This window comes from Oxalobacteraceae bacterium OTU3CAMAD1 (genome assembly GCA_024123915.1).
In the GTDB taxonomy this organism is placed as follows: Bacteria; Pseudomonadota; Gammaproteobacteria; order Burkholderiales; family Burkholderiaceae_D; genus Rugamonas.
The window spans coordinates 4,653,029-4,668,816 of sequence record CP099650.1 but is presented as its reverse complement, the minus strand read 5'-3'; the positions used below and the strand labels follow the sequence as shown (position 1 = coordinate 4,668,816).

Genomic DNA, 15,788 nt, shown 5'->3' with positions numbered 1-15,788 from the left:
CGGCCATCGCGGGGTGGCGGTTCAATCACTAAAAAAGGGGAGCAAGCATGGAACATCATGACGATAGCGAACACAGTCTGGCGGCCGATCTGACCGCGATGCTTAATCTAAACAGCGACCGTCGCCAGACGCTGCGCTGGCTGTTGGCAGGCGCTTCGGCGCTGCCGATCATGGGTTGCGGCGGCGGCGACAGCGCCACCGGTACCACCAGTACTACCGCGACGACGACGCCGGCCACCACGACGACGACCACTACGACGACGCCCACCACCGCCGGCTCGTGCTCGGTGATACCGGAGGAAACCGGCGGCCCGTATCCGGCCGACGGCACCAACAGTAATTCGAGCGGCGTGGTTAATGTGCTGACGCAATCGGGCGTCGTGCGCAGTGATATCCGCAGCAGCTTCAACGGTCCGACGGGTGTGGCGGCCGGCGTGCCGCTGACCATCAAGCTACAGATCGTCAACACCAACGGCAGTTGCGCGTCGCTCGATGGGTTCGCGGTGTATCTGTGGCACTGCGACCGCGACGGTAATTATTCGTTGTATTCGAGTGGGGTGACGGCGCAGAACTATCTGCGCGGCGTGCAGGCGACGGATAGCAGTGGCACTGTGTCGTTCACGACGATCTTCCCCGGCTGCTATTCGGGACGCGTGCCGCATGTGCACTTCGAGGTATATCGGTCGCTGTCGGCGGCGACCAGCGCGGCCAACCGCATCAAGACGTCGCAATTCAGCTTCCCGGTGGCGACCTGCAATGAGGTGTACGCCACGACCGGCTACAGCGCCAGCGTGCGCAATATGGCCGCGATCAGCCTGGCGACCGACAACGTGTTCAGCGATGGATACTCGCTGCAAATGACCACGGTAACGGGGAATGCGACCGATGGCTATGTCGCGACGTTGACGGTGGGTGTAGCCGGTTAAGGCGGAGGTATCGTGGAGACACGTAGGGCGGATTAGGCGGAACGCCGTAATCGGCCATGTATGCGCCGTCGAGACGCATGCATGGCCGATTACGCTACGCTAATCCGCCCTACGTGGATCCGTGGCGAAGTAGGCCGTGGCGAAGCAAGCATTAGCGGCCGCCCATCGCGTCGCGGATCTTTTGGTCGGTCTTGTACTGGCTGAGCGCATACACCGCCCAGATCGCCGCTGGCAGCCAGCCGATCAGGGTGATTTGCAGGATCAGGCAAATGATGCCCGCGAACGGACGCCCAATCGTGAAGAAGGTCAGCCACGGAAGGATCAGGGCAATAAGAAGGCGCATGTGTGTCTTGTCTCTCTATCTGATGACGGGGGCGTGCCGGCGGCACGCCCAAACCCGCAATCTATCATATCGTTAGCATACCGGCCGGACCATCCCGGCCACGCCATTAAGCGTCCAGCTTGACGCAATCGACGAAGTAACCACGCTTGCCGTCGACCTCGCGCTTGACCAGGCCGTGCACGTCCGTCTCGAAGCCCGGGAAGCGCTCGTTGAAGTCGCGCGCGAAGCGCAGGTAGTCGACGATGGTCTTGTTGAAGCGCTCGCCAGGAATCAGCAGCGGAATGCCCGGTGGGTACGGCGTCAGCAGGATCGACGTGATGCGGCCTTCCAGCTCCTCGATCGCCACGCGCTCGATTTCGCGGTGTGCCATTTTGGCGAACGCGTCCGACGGCTTCATCGCCGGGATCATGTCCGACAGGTACATCTCGGTCGTCAGGCGCGCGACGTCGTAGGCCTTGTAGAAATCGTGGATCTGCTGGCACAGGTCGCGCAGGCCCATTTTTTCGTAGGTCGGGTTGGCGGCCGCGAATTCCGGCAGGATGCGCCACATCGGCTGGTTCTTGTCGTAGTCGTCCTTGAACTGCTGCAACGCGGTCAGCAGCGTGTTCCAGCGGCCCTTGGTGATGCCGATGGTGAACATGATGAAGAACGAGTACAGGCCGCACTTCTCGATGATCACGCCGTGCTCGGCAAGATACTTGGTGACGATCGACGCCGGAATGCCGCTGTCGGCGAACTGGCCGTCGAGCGACAGGCCCGGGTTGACGATGGTCGCCTTGATCGGGTCGAGCATGTTGAAGTTCGGCGCCAAGTTGCCGAAGCCGTGCCAGTCGTCCTCTGCGCGGATGACCCAGTCTTCGCGCGAGCCGATGCCTTCTTCGGCGAAGTTCTGCGGACCCCACACCTGGAACCACCAGTCCTTGCCCCATTCCTGATCGATCTTCTGCATCGCGCGGCGGAAGTCCAGCGCTTCCAGGATCGATTCCTCGACCAGCGCGGTGCCGCCCGGCGCTTCCATCATGGCGGCGGCGACGTCGCACGAGGCGATGATCGAGTATTGCGGCGACGTCGACGTGTGCATCAGGTACGCCTCGTTGAAAGCGTCGCGGTCCAGCTTGACGGTTTCCGATTCGCGCACCAGCACCTGCGAGGCCTGCGACAGGCCGGCGAGCAGCTTGTGGGTCGACTGCGTCGAGAAGATCATCGATTCTTTCGCGCGCGGACGGTCCTTGCCGATCGCGTGCATATCTTTGTAGAAATCGTGGAAGGTGGCGTGCGGCAGCCATGCTTCGTCGAAGTGCAGCGTGTCGATTTTGCCGTCCAGCAGTTCGCGCAGGGTTTCGACGTTGTAGACCACGCCGTCGTAAGTCGACTGCGTGATGGTCAGGATGCGTGGCTTCTTGTTCTTGGCTTCGCGGGCGAAAGGATTCGCCTCGATCTTGCGCTGGATGCTTTCCATCGAGAACTCTTCCAGCGGAATCGGACCGATGATGCCCAGGTGGTTACGCGTCGGCATCAGGAACACCGGAATCGCGCCGCACATGATGATCGAGTGCAGGATCGACTTGTGGCAGTTGCGGTCGACGACGACGATGTCGCCCGGCGCCACGGTCGAGTGCCAGACCATCTTGTTCGAGGTCGACGTGCCGTTGGTGACGAAGTAGCAGTGGTCGGCGTTGAAGATGCGCGCGGCGTTGCGCTCGGACGCGGCCACCGGGCCGGTGTGGTCGAGCAGCTGGCCGAGTTCCTCGACGGCGTTGCAGACGTCGGCGCGCAGCATGTTCTCGCCGAAGAACTGGTGGAACATCTGGCCGATCGGCGACTTCAGGAAGGCCACGCCGCCCGAGTGGCCGGGGCAGTGCCACGAGTACGAACCGTCGTTGGCGTAGTGCACCAGGGCGCGGAAGAACGGCGGCGACAGGCCGTCCAGGTAGGACTTGGCTTCGCGGATGATGTGGCGGGCGACGAATTCCGGCGTGTCCTCGAACATGTGGATGAAGCCGTGCAGCTCGCGCAGGATGTCGTTGGGGATGTGGCGCGAGGTGCGGGTTTCACCGTACAGGTAGATCGGAATGTCGGCGTTCTTGTAGCGGATTTCTTCGACGAAGGCGCGCAGCGATTTGAGCGCGGTGTCGGTCTCTTCGACCGAACCGGCGCCGAATTCCTCGTCATCGATCGACAGCACGAAGGCCGACGCGCGCGATTGCTGCTGGGCGAACTGGGACAGGTCGCCGTAGCTGGTCACGCCCACCACTTCCATGCCTTCTTTTTCCATTGCATCGGCGAGGGCGCGAATGCCCAGGCCGGACGTGTTCTCGGAACGGAAATCCTCGTCGATGATGACGATGGGGAAACGAAATTTCATGCATGTCTCCAAAAAAGCAAGCCGCCCCTGACAAATGTGAAGGGGCGGACAGGGCGCGACACTATTGCTAGGAATCGCAGAAAAAAAATAAGAACGGGATTCTCGCAGAAATGCGCCCGCTGCGGGAAAAAAATATCATATAGAAAAAATGACCAAACCGCGCAGTAGAGTGCCTCAGCGGTGTGACGGGCGTATTACAGCGCCAGGCGGCGCCTAGTCACCACGGAAACACGTAGGGCGGATTAGGCGGAATGCCGTAATCGGCCATAGCTCCGCCAGCGGCCCCGATGTCAGTGAAGCCAGGCAAAGACTCCGAATGCGATCCCGACCCCAGCCACGCCATACGCCAGCCCCATCATCCATTTCTTACGGGTGAGCAGCGTAATAGCCGCCAACGAAATAGCGATTTGCTCAGCCGTGGTCGCCAGCGCCCACTGATGATGATGGTGCATGGCCTCATCCGACTTGTGATTCCACTCCTTCGACGATTCCTCCCATTTCTCGGCTTCCTTGCGGATATCGTCCTTTTCGGCCTTGTAGCGGGCGACCTCGGCCTCATATTTCTTAGGATCGACCCCGGGCAGGGTCATGGCCAGCTCGGCCAGATTCTGCTTGCTGGACTTGGCCTGGTAGTAATTCCAGCTATTGGCGGCCTGCGTCTTGTCGATCGCGGCGTTGTTCTTGAACATGGCCGCGTCGTTCTGCGTCGCCCCGCCCAGATAGCCGAACGCGGCGCCGACGGTTGCCAGAATGGCCGTCATGACGGCAATATTGTTCGAAAAGCCATCGTTTCCGTGGGCTGCGTGTTCCACCGCGTGATCGTGCGGTCCGTGGACGTGAAAACCTTGGCCTGACATGGTTGCTTGAATCCTTGAAGAGTAAAGTTAGACTTTGCGGCGATAGGTGACAAACGCGTACGGCAAGCCGGACGTTTCGGAGGTGTGCTGCTCGCGGGCGGTCTCTTCCCACACCGCGTGGTCGATTGCGGGAAAGAAGGCGTCGCAGTCGAAAGTCTGGCCGACCTCGGTGACGATCAAACGGTCGGTTTGGGCCATCGACTGCTTGTAGATCTCGGCGCCGCCGATGACATAGCCTTCGGCGCCGGCCAGCAGCCCGATGGCGGCGTCGACCGAGTCCACCGCCTCGACGCCGTCATGGCGCCAGTCCGCGTTGCGGGTGATGACGATGTTGCGGCGGTTGGGCAGCGGACGGCCGATCGAATCGAAGGTTTTGCGGCCCATGATGATCGGATGGCCGGTGGTCAGGCGCTTGAAATGGGCCAGATCTTCCGGTAATTTCCACGGCAAGGTGTTGTTGATGCCGATGCCGCCTTGCTGGTCGGTGGCGACGATGATGGTCAGTGTGCTCATGGATACTCTGTAAGGTTGGGTGAGAATTCCCGGTGGCTGGTATTATCGTTGAAATTGCGGTCCGCTTCCATGACCGTTGAGTAATTTGCCAGAGCGAGTAGCAAGCGCGAACGCTGGCGCGAACACCCTATGAATCCGGCCTTTTGGCCATACCGAGTACCTATGACGAATTTCGAAAAAACCGGCAGCCGTTCCATCCCGTCCCTGCAAGCGACCGTTGAAGAATATATCGAGCCGCGCAGCGGCGCGCGCCACATCCATCTGGCCAGCGACCAGCAGGAGCTGGTGTTCCTGGTCGGCTTCCCGACGGTGCCGGACGTCAGCGACGGCCGTGCCCACATACTGGAACACCTGTCGCTGTGCGGCTCCGAGCGTTATCCCGTTCGCGATCCGTTTTTCTCGATGCTGCGCCGCTCCACCGCCACTTTCATGAACGCGTTCACGTACGCCGACCGCACCGTCTACCCGTTCGCCAGCACCGACCGCAAGGACTTTTTCAACCTGCTCGACGTGTATCTGGATGCGACCTTCTTCCCGAATCTGGACTACCTGAACTTCCTGCAGGAGGGCTGGCGCCATGTCCTCAAGGACGGAAAACTGGCCTACCAGGGCGTGGTGTTCAACGAAATGAAGGGCGCCTTCAACGATCCTATGCGCGCGCTGTACAGCGGCATCGAAGGCACGCTGCTCAAGGGGACGACCTATGAGGTGGAATCCGGCGGCGATCCGCTGGTGATCCCGGAGCTGACGCACGAGATGCTCAAGGAATTCCACGCCAGTCATTACCATCCGTCGCAAGCGGTGTTCATGACGGCGGGCGCCATCAGCGCCGAAGAAATCCAGGAGCAGATCGAGCTGCGCGTGCTGTCCAAATTGCCGGCCTCCGCGCAGGAGCGCATGCTGCCGCAGTTGGCGGAATATTGGACCGCGCCCCGTGTCAACGAAGTGCGCATTCCGTCGCAGCAAGCCAAGGCCGACGAATACGGCCTGCAGTTTTCGTGGTTGCTGGGCGAATCGACCGATCCGATGGCGTATTACAACGCCTACCTGCTTGACTCCGGCCTGCTGGGCGACGCCTCGTCGCCGCTGATGAAGGCCATGGAATCGGCCGGTTACGGTCGTCCATCGCGCCTGAACGGCCACGACGACGGCCCGCGCCAGCTGATTTTCCACGTTGGCATGGAAGGCTTGACCGAACCGCAGATCGAAAAAGCGCGCGTGCGCATCTGGTCCGCGCTGGAGCGGGCGGCGAAGCAGGGCGTGCCGACCGACGCGCTGCAGGCCGCGTTGCGCGACATCCGCTACAGCCAGCGCGACACCGCCAACTCCCACATGCCGAACGCCTTGAGCCGCCTGCTGCACGCGCTGCCGGTGGCGATGCGCGGCGGCGACGTGTTCGATGCGCTCGACGGCGAAGCACACCTGGCCAAGCTGGAAGAAGCGATCCAGGACCCGGACTACTTCAAGTCGCTGGTGCGCTCGCTGCTGGAAAGCCCGACGCGCCTGACCACCAGCGTGATCCCGGACGCCACTTACTTCACGGAGCGCGACGCGCTGGAAGAGGCGCAACTGGCCGTGCGCAATGCCGCGCTGACCGATCACGAACGCGCCCGCATCGAAGCCGAAACGGCCGCGCTGGACAAGCACCAGCAACTGCCATCCAATTCCGAGGTGCTGCCGCGCATCCGTCCGTCGGACGTCAGCGTCCACCCGGCGCCGGCGCTGCCTTTGCCCGCGCCGTTGGCCGGGCAGGGTGGCCGTGTGCTGCCGTTCACCATCGCCTCCAACGGCTTGTCGTACGCGCGCGTGAACTACGACGTATCGCATTTCGACGCGGCCGACTGGCCGTGGCTGCGCCTCTACGCCGATGTGGTCACCGAGATCGGTGTCGGCGACATGGATTACGAGGACGCCGACGCTTGGCGCCAGCTGATGGCGCCATCGTTCGACGTCGGCCTGGATGCGACCCAGCAGCCTGGCGGCGCGTTGAGCATCGAGCTGTGGTTCGGCGCCAGCGGCCTGCGCGAGGATCACGAGGGCATCGCGGAACTGATTTCGCGCACCCTGTCCGAGACGCGCTTCGATGAATACGAGCGCCTTGCCTTCCTGATCGACAGCGAAGCGCAGGACCGTTTGACCGGCTTGGCGCAGGCGGGCAACCGCTACGCCATGCTGGCGGCGACCGCGCCGCTGTCGCCGCTGCGCCGTTTCGACGACGTGGTTGGCGGCGCGGCTTCGCTGCCGTTCTACGCCAAGCTGCTGGAGCAGAGCAAAACGGAGGAGGGCATCGCCACGATCGCCCGGCGTCTGAGCGCGCTGCACAGCCGCGTGACGGGCGTAACGCCGATCATGCTGTCGGCCGGTTCCGGCGACGACAGCACCGATCTGGCGCGCATGGTCAAGCTGCCGGCGTCGCAAGCGGAAGCGCCGGGTGTTTCGGCGGCGCCGGAGAGTTTGCCGTTGGCGGATGCGGCGCTGCATGCGGTTAGCCAGATCAATCATTGCGTGGTGGCCTGGCGCGCGCCGATGGTGCACGAAGCCGGTGCGGCGGCGCTGGCCGTGGCTGCGGAGCTGATGACCAACCAATTGCTGCATGCGGCCTTGCGCGAGAAGGGCGGAGCGTATGGCGGCAGCGCGGGATATGGCGGCGGCAGCGGTACGTTTGTGATGGCGTCCTACCGCGATCCGCGTCTGGCCGAGACCTATGCCGACTTCGGCGTGGCGATCGATCAGATGCTGGAGAACGACTTCTCGCAGGAGGAATTGGAAGAGGCGATCATTTGCGTGATCAAGGGCTTGGACAAGCCGAATTCGCCGCACGAGCAGGTCACGCACGCGTGGAGTCTGTACCGTCGCGGGATCAGCGAGGAATTGCGTCAGCAGTTCCGTACCGGTGTGCTGAATTGCACGCTGGACGATATCCGCGTCGCGGTGCGCACGTGGATCAAGGATGGCCAGGCCAGTCGCGCCGCGTTCGTCGGCGATCTGTCGCAGGACTTGTCGGGATTGAAGACGGTGGATCTGGTGGAGTTGGCCAACGCCGCTTAAATGGACTTGGCGACTTACGCTAACGTGAATTACTTCTGAAACACGTAGGGCGGATTAGGCGGAACGCCGTAATCGGCCATGCATGCGTCAACGTGGCGCATGCATGGCCGATTACGCTTCGCTAATCCGCCCTACGTGGTTTAGACGACATTAGGCTTTGTTGCCGCCGCCTTGGTGGAAGGCCAGCATATGCCGCGCCAACGCCTCTGGCGCCTCCAGCGGGATCATATGCCCGGTATCGCCCTCCAGCATCTGCAGACTGGCGTTGGGGAAGCGCGCAGCCATCTGCCGCAGATGCTCCGGCGGTACCAGATTGTCCTCTTCCGCGCCGACGATCAGCACCGGAAAACTCAACTCCGCCAACCGGTCCATCAAATCCGGCCTGTCGATGGTCGTGGCGAACTGCGTCAACAGCACGTCCTTGCCAAGATCCAGCGCCATCTGCTGGATCGGCCCGACAATCGCCTCATCGTCCACATGCGACGGATGCAGCAATTCGCGCAGCCGCTGCCGCGACATCCCCGCATACGCATTCCGCTCCAACATGGCCACGATGCGCTCGCGCGCCAGCACCTCCGCCGGTTTCAGCCCCTTGGCCGAATTAGCGATCAGTACCAACGACTTCACCCGCTCGGGATGCGCGACCGCGTGCTCGATCGCCAGATAGGCACCGAGCGAAAACGCCACCAGGTTGGCCGCCGGCGCGCTGTGCGTGGCGATCAGCTCTTGCATCTGCAGCCGCGTGCGAGCCTGGTGCAGCGGTACGAAATTGAAATCGAACGCATCGCCCAACAACGGCGTCAGCCTGGACCACATCCGCTCGTCGCACAACGTGCCCGGAATGAAGTCCAGCCGCGTCATACCGCCATCGGCGCCGTGATCGGCGCGTGGTGCTGATAGCCTTCCAGCGAAAAGTCGGACGGTTCGATCTTCTCCAGCCATTCCGGCTCGTACTTGCCGGTCTTGGCGAAGTCCGGCACGCGATCGGAAATCCGCAACTGCGGCGCGGCGAACGGCGTGCGGGTCAGCTGCTCCTTGACCATATCCATGTGGTTCTCATAGATATGCGCATCGCCGATGAAATAACTGAACCAGCGCGGCGTGTAGCCGGTCAGGCGGCCAACCAGATGCATCAGCGCCGCGCCTTCGGCCAGGTTGAACGGCGTACCCAGACCGAGGTCGTTCGAGCGCACATAGAGGCACATCGATAGCTCGCGCGTAGTCGGATTCGGGATGAATTGATACAGCAAATGGCAGGCCGGCAGGGCGACCGCGTCCAGCACCGCCGGATTCCAGCCGTGGAAAAGGATGCGGCGGCTGCCCGGATTGTTCACGATCGTGTCGAGGCATTCGCGCAGTTGATCGATCGATTTGTGCAGCAGGACCTTGGGCACGCCGGCGTCGTCGAATTGGGAGATCAGACGGAAGCCGTTTTTCTGGGCGTCGGCGATTTGCGCCGGCTGATCGAGGTCGATCAGCTTGAAGCCTGGCCACTGGCGCCATTGCACACCGTAGACCGGGCCAAGGTCGTCTTCACCGAGGCGATAGGGATTGTCCAGCCATTGCTTGTTTTCGTTGGCGTTCTGGTCCCAGACCTTGCAGCCCAGCGCGCGGAAGTCGGCGGCGCTGCGGGACGCGCGCAGGAAGGCGCACAGTTCTCCGACCACGGATTTGAAGGCCAGGCGCTTGGTCGTCACGGCGGGAAAGCCGTCGTTGAGCAGGTCGAAACGCATCATCGCGCCAGGCACGCTGAGGGTGCGGATGCCGGTGCGGTTGTCTTGCCAGCTGCCGGTGTCGAGGACGGTCTGGATCAGTTCCTGGTATTGCTGCATATGTTCTCCAACGTGCACGTTGCGGCTCTAAAGTCGGCTATTTTATCAGAGGCACGTAGGGCGGATTAGGCGGAACGCCGTAATCGGCCATGCATGCGTTGTCGGCGGCTTATACATGGCCGATTACGCTTCGCTAATCCGCCCTACGTGTCTCCGTGGCGACTCGTCAGCTGTCTGTCCAGGCGTGCGACGACCGCTTTCATCGCCGGATCGGCTGCCAGATTATTGAGCTGGTACGGGTCGGTGCGGACGTCGTAAAGCTCCGCCGCCGGACGCTTGGCGGTCGCCAAGTCCAGCAGCCGGTCCATGGGGGGATTGCCCCGGCCGACGATCATCGCCGTCTTGGTCGGGCTTGGGGCGATGCCGGCGAAGGCCGAGCTGATATCGCTGTCCAGTTGCGCTGGCGTGACGGCCTGCTGGGCGGGCATTCCGGCCGGCCAGCGGTCCGGGTGCAGGTTCCGAATGTAGAGATATTGAGGTGTTCTGATCGCGCGGGCAGGATAGCTTTCACTGCCGGTTAGCACAAAGGCCTGCCCGTTGGCTGCCGCTCGCTTGGCCGCGCCGGCTACGTCAAGGATGGTTGTCGCCAGATCGGCGCTGCTGACGAGGGCTTTCGATACGCGCCCGCCGCCGATTCCGCCGGGGTACATGACGACCAGTGGCACGTGGGTGCCGGCGTCGTAAAGCGTTCCTGCGCCGCGAGGGAAGGGCCAGCCGCCTTTGCCGGTCATGACAACCAGGGTATTGGACAACTGACCGGCGCGTTGCAGCCGGTCGATCAGCAAGCCCGCTTCGTGGTCGAAACGCTCGATCTCCGAACGGTAGGCGGCGATATCGCCACGCACCGCCGGCGTGTCGGGCAGGTAGGGCGGGACGGTGAGGTTTGCGGTATCGAAGGTCGCTGTTGAGCGGCGGTGTGGACTTTTCGATTCAAGGCAGAACAAAAGAGGCTTGCCAGCAGCCCGCTTGGCGAGGAAAGCGCCGAAATCCTCATCGGCGACGGCGTAGCCACTCTTTCTGAGCAGGTCAACGTAGGGGAGTTGCGTGCCCCGCGATGCGATGAAGGCATTTTCGAAACTGACGCCGTCGCGCTGGAGGCGGGCGAATGTCGGCATGCGCATGCCAAGCTTGTCCACCGACTCCGAGCCTTGCCAACTCCAGCCGTCGGCGACCAGCAGCAGAATATTGGGACGTTGCGTGGACTTGGCGCCGGTTGGAGCAGCAAGCGCCAAGCCCAGATTACTCAGTAACGCGCCGCCAAGCGCCATCGATGTCCGCGTGATTGCCTGGCGGCGGGTTATCTTTTTGCGCATACGTGTCCGGTCCTCTTAGCGGCTGCCCGACTTGGGCTTGCGGCCGCCCGGTTGCGCGGTCACTTTGCCGGCCGCGCGGGCGAGCGATTTGGCGCCACGTCCGCCGGTGACGACAACAGCGCCTTTCGGCGCCGCCGGCTTGCCGCCACCGCCGTATATGCGGCCCGTGCCGGCCTTGCCGCCAGCGGAGCGCGCACCGCCGGCTCCCTTGCCGCCCGCCGGCACGGGTGGTGTCCACGTGCCGAGCGAGGCGTCGCCGCCGGCCGGACGCGCGGTCGCTTTTCCGGCCGCCGTTCCGCTGGCAGCCTTGCCCGCCGCCGAGCCGCCAGCCGGGCCGGTGAACGGCCGCTTTTTCTTGGCCGGCGCTTCGGCCGCCGCCTTCTTCGCCAGGGCCGCCGCCACGCCTTTCGGGCCGGTTTCCGGCACGCGGTGATCGGCCTCGAAGCCCGGTTCCTCTTCGCGCCGGATCACTTGGCCGGTCAGGGTTTCGATCGCCTTCAGGATCTCGACTTCGTCCGCGCATACCAGCGATACAGCTTCGCCTTCCATGCCCGCGCGGCCGGTGCGGCCGATGCGGTGGATATAGTCCTCCGCCACGGTCGGCAAATCGAAGTTGACCACCTGCGGCAGCGCTTCGATATCCAGGCCGCGCGCGGCGACGTCGGTCGCCACCAGCAGCTGGACTTCGGCTTGTTTAAAGCGCGCCAACGCCTTCAGGCGCGCCGGCTGGGTCTTGTCGCCGTGGATGGAGTCGGCCGAGATGCCGTGCTCCTGCAAGGTCTTGACCAGCGTTTCGACACCTTTGCGCGTTTTGACGAACACCAGTACCTGGCCCCACTGAAGCTTCTTCAGGAGATGCAGCAGCAGCTCCGGCTTGCGGCGCTTGTCGGTCGGGATCAGCCATTGCTTGACGCTTTTGGTGGCGGTGTTACTGGCGCTGACCTGGATCGATACCGGGTCCTTCAACATGCCTTTGGCAAGTTTGCGGATCTCGTCGGAGAACGTGGCCGAGAACAGCAAGGTCTGGCGCTTCTTCGGCAGGGCCGCCAGCAGGATGTCCAGATCGCGCTCGAAGCCCAGGTCCAGCATGCGGTCCGCCTCGTCCAGTACCAACGTTTGCAGCATCGTGAAGCTGATCGCGCCCTGATCGTGCAGGTCCTTCAGGCGGCCGGGCGTCGCCACCAGCACGTCCAGGCCTTTGCGCAGCTTGGTGATCTGCGGCTCGATCGGCACGCCGCCGTAGGCCACGGCGGAGCGCAGCGGCAGATTGCCGCCGTAGGTGCGGAAGCTTTCGTAGACCTGCTCGGCCAGTTCGCGCGTCGGCACCAGCACCAGGCAGCGCACCGCTTTAGGCGCGGTCACGCCGTCCATGGTCAGCCGTTGCAGGATGGGCAGCGCGAAGCCGGCCGTCTTGCCGGTGCCGGTTTGGGCGGCGGCCATCAGGTCGCGCCCCGCCAGGACGACGGGAATGGCTTGCTTTTGAACGGGCGTCGGCTGTTTGTAGCCCAGGGTGTCCAGCGTGCGCTGGATTGGATCGATCAGGCCGAGTGCTTGGAAGGTCATTGTATGTGCAGTAAAACGAAAAGAGGGCGCAGTGTAGCCGGTTGTCCCGGCTTGTGCGAAATTAGTTGGCCAGTGCGGCGGACCACAGCGATAGTATCTCGCGCACGCGGTCGTCCGGCATGTTGAGCAGGTTGTCGCCGATGTACAGCTCCACCGAGCTGCGGTCCTGCAGCGCTCCGTGGCTGGCGCCATTGAACAGCCATACGCTATGCCGCTCGGCGATCAGGTTGCGGATGTTCAGCGCGCGGTCGCGGCTTACCGGCAGATGCAGATGCAGCATGCTGGCTTGCGGACGCGCCGGATTGGGCGTCAGCAGCGGATAGTCGCGCAGCGTCTCGTAGAGCCACAGCGTGCGGCGGAAGTAATCCGGCATCGCCGCCAGCCGCGCATCGAACTGCATCGCGGCGGCCACCACGTACGGCGTGCGCTGGTAGACATTGCCGCCCTGGCGGCGGTACCACTCCTGCGCCTTGGCGACGAACCGGGAGGAGCCAAGCAGCATGGCGCCGCCCAGGCCGCCTATGCCTTTATAGAGCGACACGTAGACCGTGTCGAAACCGGCCGCGATCTCGCTGGCCGGCCGTCCGTAAGCGGCGGCGGTTTCCCACAGGCGGGCGCCATCCAGGTGCAAATGAATGGCCTGCTCGCGGCAATAGGTCTTGATGGCTGTGAGATCTTCCCAGTCGGGGCATTGGCCGCCAATCTCGCGCATCGGCAGTTCCAGCGTGGCCGCGCCCAATTTGTCCGGGATGCCCTTGAGTTCTTCGAGCGTCCATGGACGGTTCTGGTCCCCGATCTGCAAGGCGTGGAAGTGGTCGAACAGCTGATGGTTGCCGCGTTCATGGCGCAAGATGTGCGACGTCGGGTGCAGCGCCACCAGCTTGCTGCCTCGTTCCTCGCAGGCGATGCGCAGCGCGGTGGCTTGCGTCATGGTACCGGTGATGCAGAACAGCGCTGCCTCGAAACCGAGCAGTTTTGCGACTTTTTGCTCGAATTCCTGGATCAGGGTGCCGTTGCCGTAGGTGTCGTGCTCCACGCCGTTGGTTTCGCACCACGCCGCCATCGCCGCGAACAGCTGCGCGGGCGAGGGTTGGCGGTGGCCGGGAAGGTGGGTTCGGCAGCGGAGGCGCAGTTCGGCGTCGGTCAATTCATTCTCCTGAAAGAACGAATGATACCCCGATCAATGGGCGGTGTGGACGTTGTGGAACTGGAGTGCGGCCAGGTTGGCGTAGATGCCGCCCAGCGCCACCAGCGACGTGTGGGTGCCGGTTTCGACGATTTTGCCGTCTTCCATGACGATGATGCGGTCCGCGCGCTGCACCGTCGCCAGGCGGTGGGCGATGATGACGGTGGTGCGGCCGACCATCGCCGCTTCCAGCGCCTTTTGCACCAGGCGCTCCGATTCGGCGTCCAGCGCGCTGGTGGCTTCGTCGAGCAGCAGCAGCGGCGGATTTTTCAGCAAAGCGCGCGCGATGGCGATGCGTTGGCGCTGTCCGCCGGACAGGCGCACCCCGCGCTCGCCGAGGAACGATTTGTAGCCCTGCGGCAGACGCTCGATGAATTCGTGGGCGGCGGCCAGCTTTGCGGCCTGGGTCACTTCCTCGTCGGTGGCGCCGGCGCGGCCGTAGCGGATGTTTTCCATTGCGTCGGCCGAGAAGATCACCGTATCCTGCGGCACGATGCCGATGGCGTCGCGCAGCGTGTGCAGGTCGAGCTGCGTGATGTCGACGCCATCGAGCTTGATGCTGCCGCTTTGCGGGTCGTAGAAGCGCAGGAACAGCTGGAACAGCGTGGTCTTGCCGGCGCCGGAAGGGCCGACAACGGCCACCGTTTCACCAGGCTTGATGTCCAGCCACAGGTGGCCCAGCGCCGCCGTTTCGGGCCGCGACGGATACGAGAATGTGACGTCGCTCAGAGTCAAGGCCGCGCCGTTGGCGGCGCGCGGCGGCAGCGCCAGCGGCTTGGCCGGCGACTGGATATTCGATTTGACGGCCATCAGTTCCAGCAGGCGCTCGGTGGCGCCGGCGGCGCGCTGCGCTTCGCCCATCACCTCGGACAGGGCGCCAATGGCGCCGGCCACGATCGAGGCGTACAGGATGAACTGACCCAGGTCGCCGCCGGTCATGTCGCCCGACAGCACGGCGTGGGCGCCCAGCCACAGCACGAAGACGATGGTGCCGAACACCAGAACGATGGCGATCATCGTCAGCAGCGCGCGGGCGCGGATGCGGCGCATCGCGGTCTTGAACGCGCCTTCGACCGAGGCGCCGAAGCGGTTCGATTCGATCTTCTCGTGGGTGAATGCCTGCACGGTCGGCATGGCGTTGAGGATTTCGCCTGCCATGGCCGAGGCGTCGGCCACGCGGTCCTGCGAGTCGCGCGACAGCTCGCGCACGCGGCGGCCGAACATCACGATAGGCAGTACCGTCAACACCAGCAGGCCGATGATGATGGCCGACAGTTTGACGCTGGTCACGAACAACATCACCAGGCCGCCGATGAACAGCAGCACATTACGCAGCGCCATCGAGATGCTGGTGCCGACGACCGCCTGGATCAGCGTGGTGTCGGTGGTGATGCGGGACAGGACTTCGCCGGTCTGCGTAGTCTCGAAGAACTCGGGGCTTTGGGTGACGACATGCTTGTAGACGGCGCTGCGGATATCGGCGGTGACCCGTTCGCCCAGCCAGGAGACGGTATAAAATCGCGCAGCAGTGGCCAGCGCCAGCACGGTGGCGACGCCGAACAGCGCCAGGAACACCAGGTCGACGTGCTTGATGCTCTTGTCGCCCGTGCCGCCGAAACCGAGGTCGATCATCTGCTTGAAGGCGGCCGGAATGGCCAGGGTGGCGCAGGCGGCGACCACCAGCGCGATACCGGCCATGACGAATTGACGCTTGTAGGGCGCCAGGAACGGCAGCAGGCCGCGCAGGGTGGAAATGCTGCCTTTCTTTTGTTCCCTGTTGACGTTGGGCGCGACTGCGGACGGGGTGCTGGCGGTGGTGCTGTTGGTCATCGTGTGGCTGCG

At 63.5% G+C, this 15,788-nt stretch carries 12 protein-coding genes; 2 read left to right on the top strand and 10 right to left on the bottom strand.

All coding sequences use genetic code 11. The annotated features are described in order from the left end of the window. The first annotated feature begins 47 nt into the window (after positions 1–47). Entirely contained in the window at positions 48–926 is an 879-nt protein-coding gene (locus NHH88_19950; GenBank protein ID USX11965.1) for an intradiol ring-cleavage dioxygenase, read from the top strand. Between the two features lie 151 nt (positions 927–1,077). Here NHH88_19950 and NHH88_19945 read toward each other — a convergent pair whose 3' ends face one another. The 4 genes from NHH88_19945 to NHH88_19930 all read right to left on the bottom strand — a co-directional run bounded on the left by NHH88_19945 (position 1,078) and on the right by NHH88_19930 (position 5,004). Next, positions 1,078–1,269: a YqaE/Pmp3 family membrane protein gene (locus tag NHH88_19945; protein USX11964.1), complete on the bottom strand. Its 192-nt coding sequence runs from the start codon at positions 1,267–1,269 to the stop codon at positions 1,078–1,080. 106 nt (positions 1,270–1,375) lie between these two features. Further along, positions 1,376–3,634, bottom strand: coding sequence for an arginine/lysine/ornithine decarboxylase (locus NHH88_19940; protein USX11963.1), 2,259 nt, complete (start codon positions 3,632–3,634; stop codon positions 1,376–1,378). Positions 3,635–3,924: 290 nt separating this feature from the next. After that, positions 3,925–4,491, bottom strand: coding sequence for a DUF4337 domain-containing protein (locus NHH88_19935; GenBank protein USX11962.1), 567 nt, complete (start codon positions 4,489–4,491; stop codon positions 3,925–3,927). 27 nt (positions 4,492–4,518) lie between these two features. Continuing rightward, positions 4,519–5,004, bottom strand: a complete 486-nt coding sequence (locus tag NHH88_19930; GenBank protein USX11961.1) for a dihydrofolate reductase — start codon at positions 5,002–5,004, stop codon at positions 4,519–4,521. A 162-nt stretch (positions 5,005–5,166) separates the two neighbouring features. Here NHH88_19930 and NHH88_19925 point away from each other — a divergent pair, with 162 nt between their 5' ends. After that, positions 5,167–8,052 carry an insulinase family protein gene (locus NHH88_19925; protein USX11960.1) on the top strand — a complete coding sequence of 962 codons (2,886 nt, stop codon included), beginning with the start codon at positions 5,167–5,169 and terminating at the stop codon, positions 8,050–8,052. Between the two features lie 150 nt (positions 8,053–8,202). On the opposite strand, the gene NHH88_19920 is transcribed toward NHH88_19925, so the two are convergent. The 6 genes from NHH88_19920 to NHH88_19895 all read right to left on the bottom strand — a co-directional run bounded on the left by NHH88_19920 (position 8,203) and on the right by NHH88_19895 (position 15,776). Beyond that, positions 8,203–8,913 (bottom strand): alpha/beta hydrolase, encoded by a 711-nt coding sequence (locus NHH88_19920; GenBank protein ID USX11959.1) that lies wholly within the window; start codon positions 8,911–8,913, stop codon positions 8,203–8,205. Continuing rightward, positions 8,910–9,884: a thymidylate synthase gene (locus NHH88_19915; GenBank protein USX11958.1), complete on the bottom strand. Its 975-nt coding sequence runs from the start codon at positions 9,882–9,884 to the stop codon at positions 8,910–8,912. The genes NHH88_19920 and NHH88_19915 overlap by 4 nt, the downstream gene beginning before the upstream one ends. Before the next feature lie 143 nt (positions 9,885–10,027). Then, entirely contained in the window at positions 10,028–11,197 is a 1,170-nt protein-coding gene (locus tag NHH88_19910; GenBank protein ID USX11957.1) for a sulfatase-like hydrolase/transferase, read from the bottom strand. 15 nt (positions 11,198–11,212) lie between these two features. Next, complete coding sequence (locus tag NHH88_19905; GenBank protein ID USX11956.1) at positions 11,213–12,760, bottom strand: DEAD/DEAH box helicase; 1,548 nt, start codon at positions 12,758–12,760, stop codon at positions 11,213–11,215. A gap of 61 nt (positions 12,761–12,821) precedes the next feature. Further along, positions 12,822–13,907, bottom strand: coding sequence for a beta-eliminating lyase-related protein (locus NHH88_19900; GenBank protein ID USX11955.1), 1,086 nt, complete (start codon positions 13,905–13,907; stop codon positions 12,822–12,824). 33 nt (positions 13,908–13,940) lie between these two features. Beyond that, positions 13,941–15,776, bottom strand: a complete 1,836-nt coding sequence (locus NHH88_19895) for an ABC transporter transmembrane domain-containing protein (protein ID USX11954.1) — start codon at positions 15,774–15,776, stop codon at positions 13,941–13,943. Positions 15,777–15,788 lie beyond the last annotated feature (12 nt).

What these genes read in the sequence shown, in the direction of transcription:
- NHH88_19925 (USX11960.1), top strand. Translation starts at nt 5,167, where the DNA reads ATGACGAATTTCGAAAAAACCGGCAGCCGTTCCATCCCGTCCCTGCAA.
- NHH88_19915 (USX11958.1), bottom strand. Translation starts at nt 9,884, where the DNA reads ATGCAGCAATACCAGGAACTGATCCAGACCGTCCTCGACACCGGCAGC.
- NHH88_19910 (USX11957.1), bottom strand. Translation starts at nt 11,197, where the DNA reads ATGCGCAAAAAGATAACCCGCCGCCAGGCAATCACGCGGACATCGATG.
- NHH88_19945 (USX11964.1), bottom strand. Translation starts at nt 1,269, where the DNA reads ATGCGCCTTCTTATTGCCCTGATCCTTCCGTGGCTGACCTTCTTCACG.
- NHH88_19935 (USX11962.1), bottom strand. Translation starts at nt 4,491, where the DNA reads ATGTCAGGCCAAGGTTTTCACGTCCACGGACCGCACGATCACGCGGTG.
- NHH88_19930 (USX11961.1), bottom strand. Translation starts at nt 5,004, where the DNA reads ATGAGCACACTGACCATCATCGTCGCCACCGACCAGCAAGGCGGCATC.
- NHH88_19905 (USX11956.1), bottom strand. Translation starts at nt 12,760, where the DNA reads ATGACCTTCCAAGCACTCGGCCTGATCGATCCAATCCAGCGCACGCTG.
- NHH88_19895 (USX11954.1), bottom strand. Translation starts at nt 15,776, where the DNA reads ATGACCAACAGCACCACCGCCAGCACCCCGTCCGCAGTCGCGCCCAAC.
- NHH88_19950 (USX11965.1), top strand. Translation starts at nt 48, where the DNA reads ATGGAACATCATGACGATAGCGAACACAGTCTGGCGGCCGATCTGACC.
- NHH88_19940 (USX11963.1), bottom strand. Translation starts at nt 3,634, where the DNA reads ATGAAATTTCGTTTCCCCATCGTCATCATCGACGAGGATTTCCGTTCC.
- NHH88_19920 (USX11959.1), bottom strand. Translation starts at nt 8,913, where the DNA reads ATGACGCGGCTGGACTTCATTCCGGGCACGTTGTGCGACGAGCGGATG.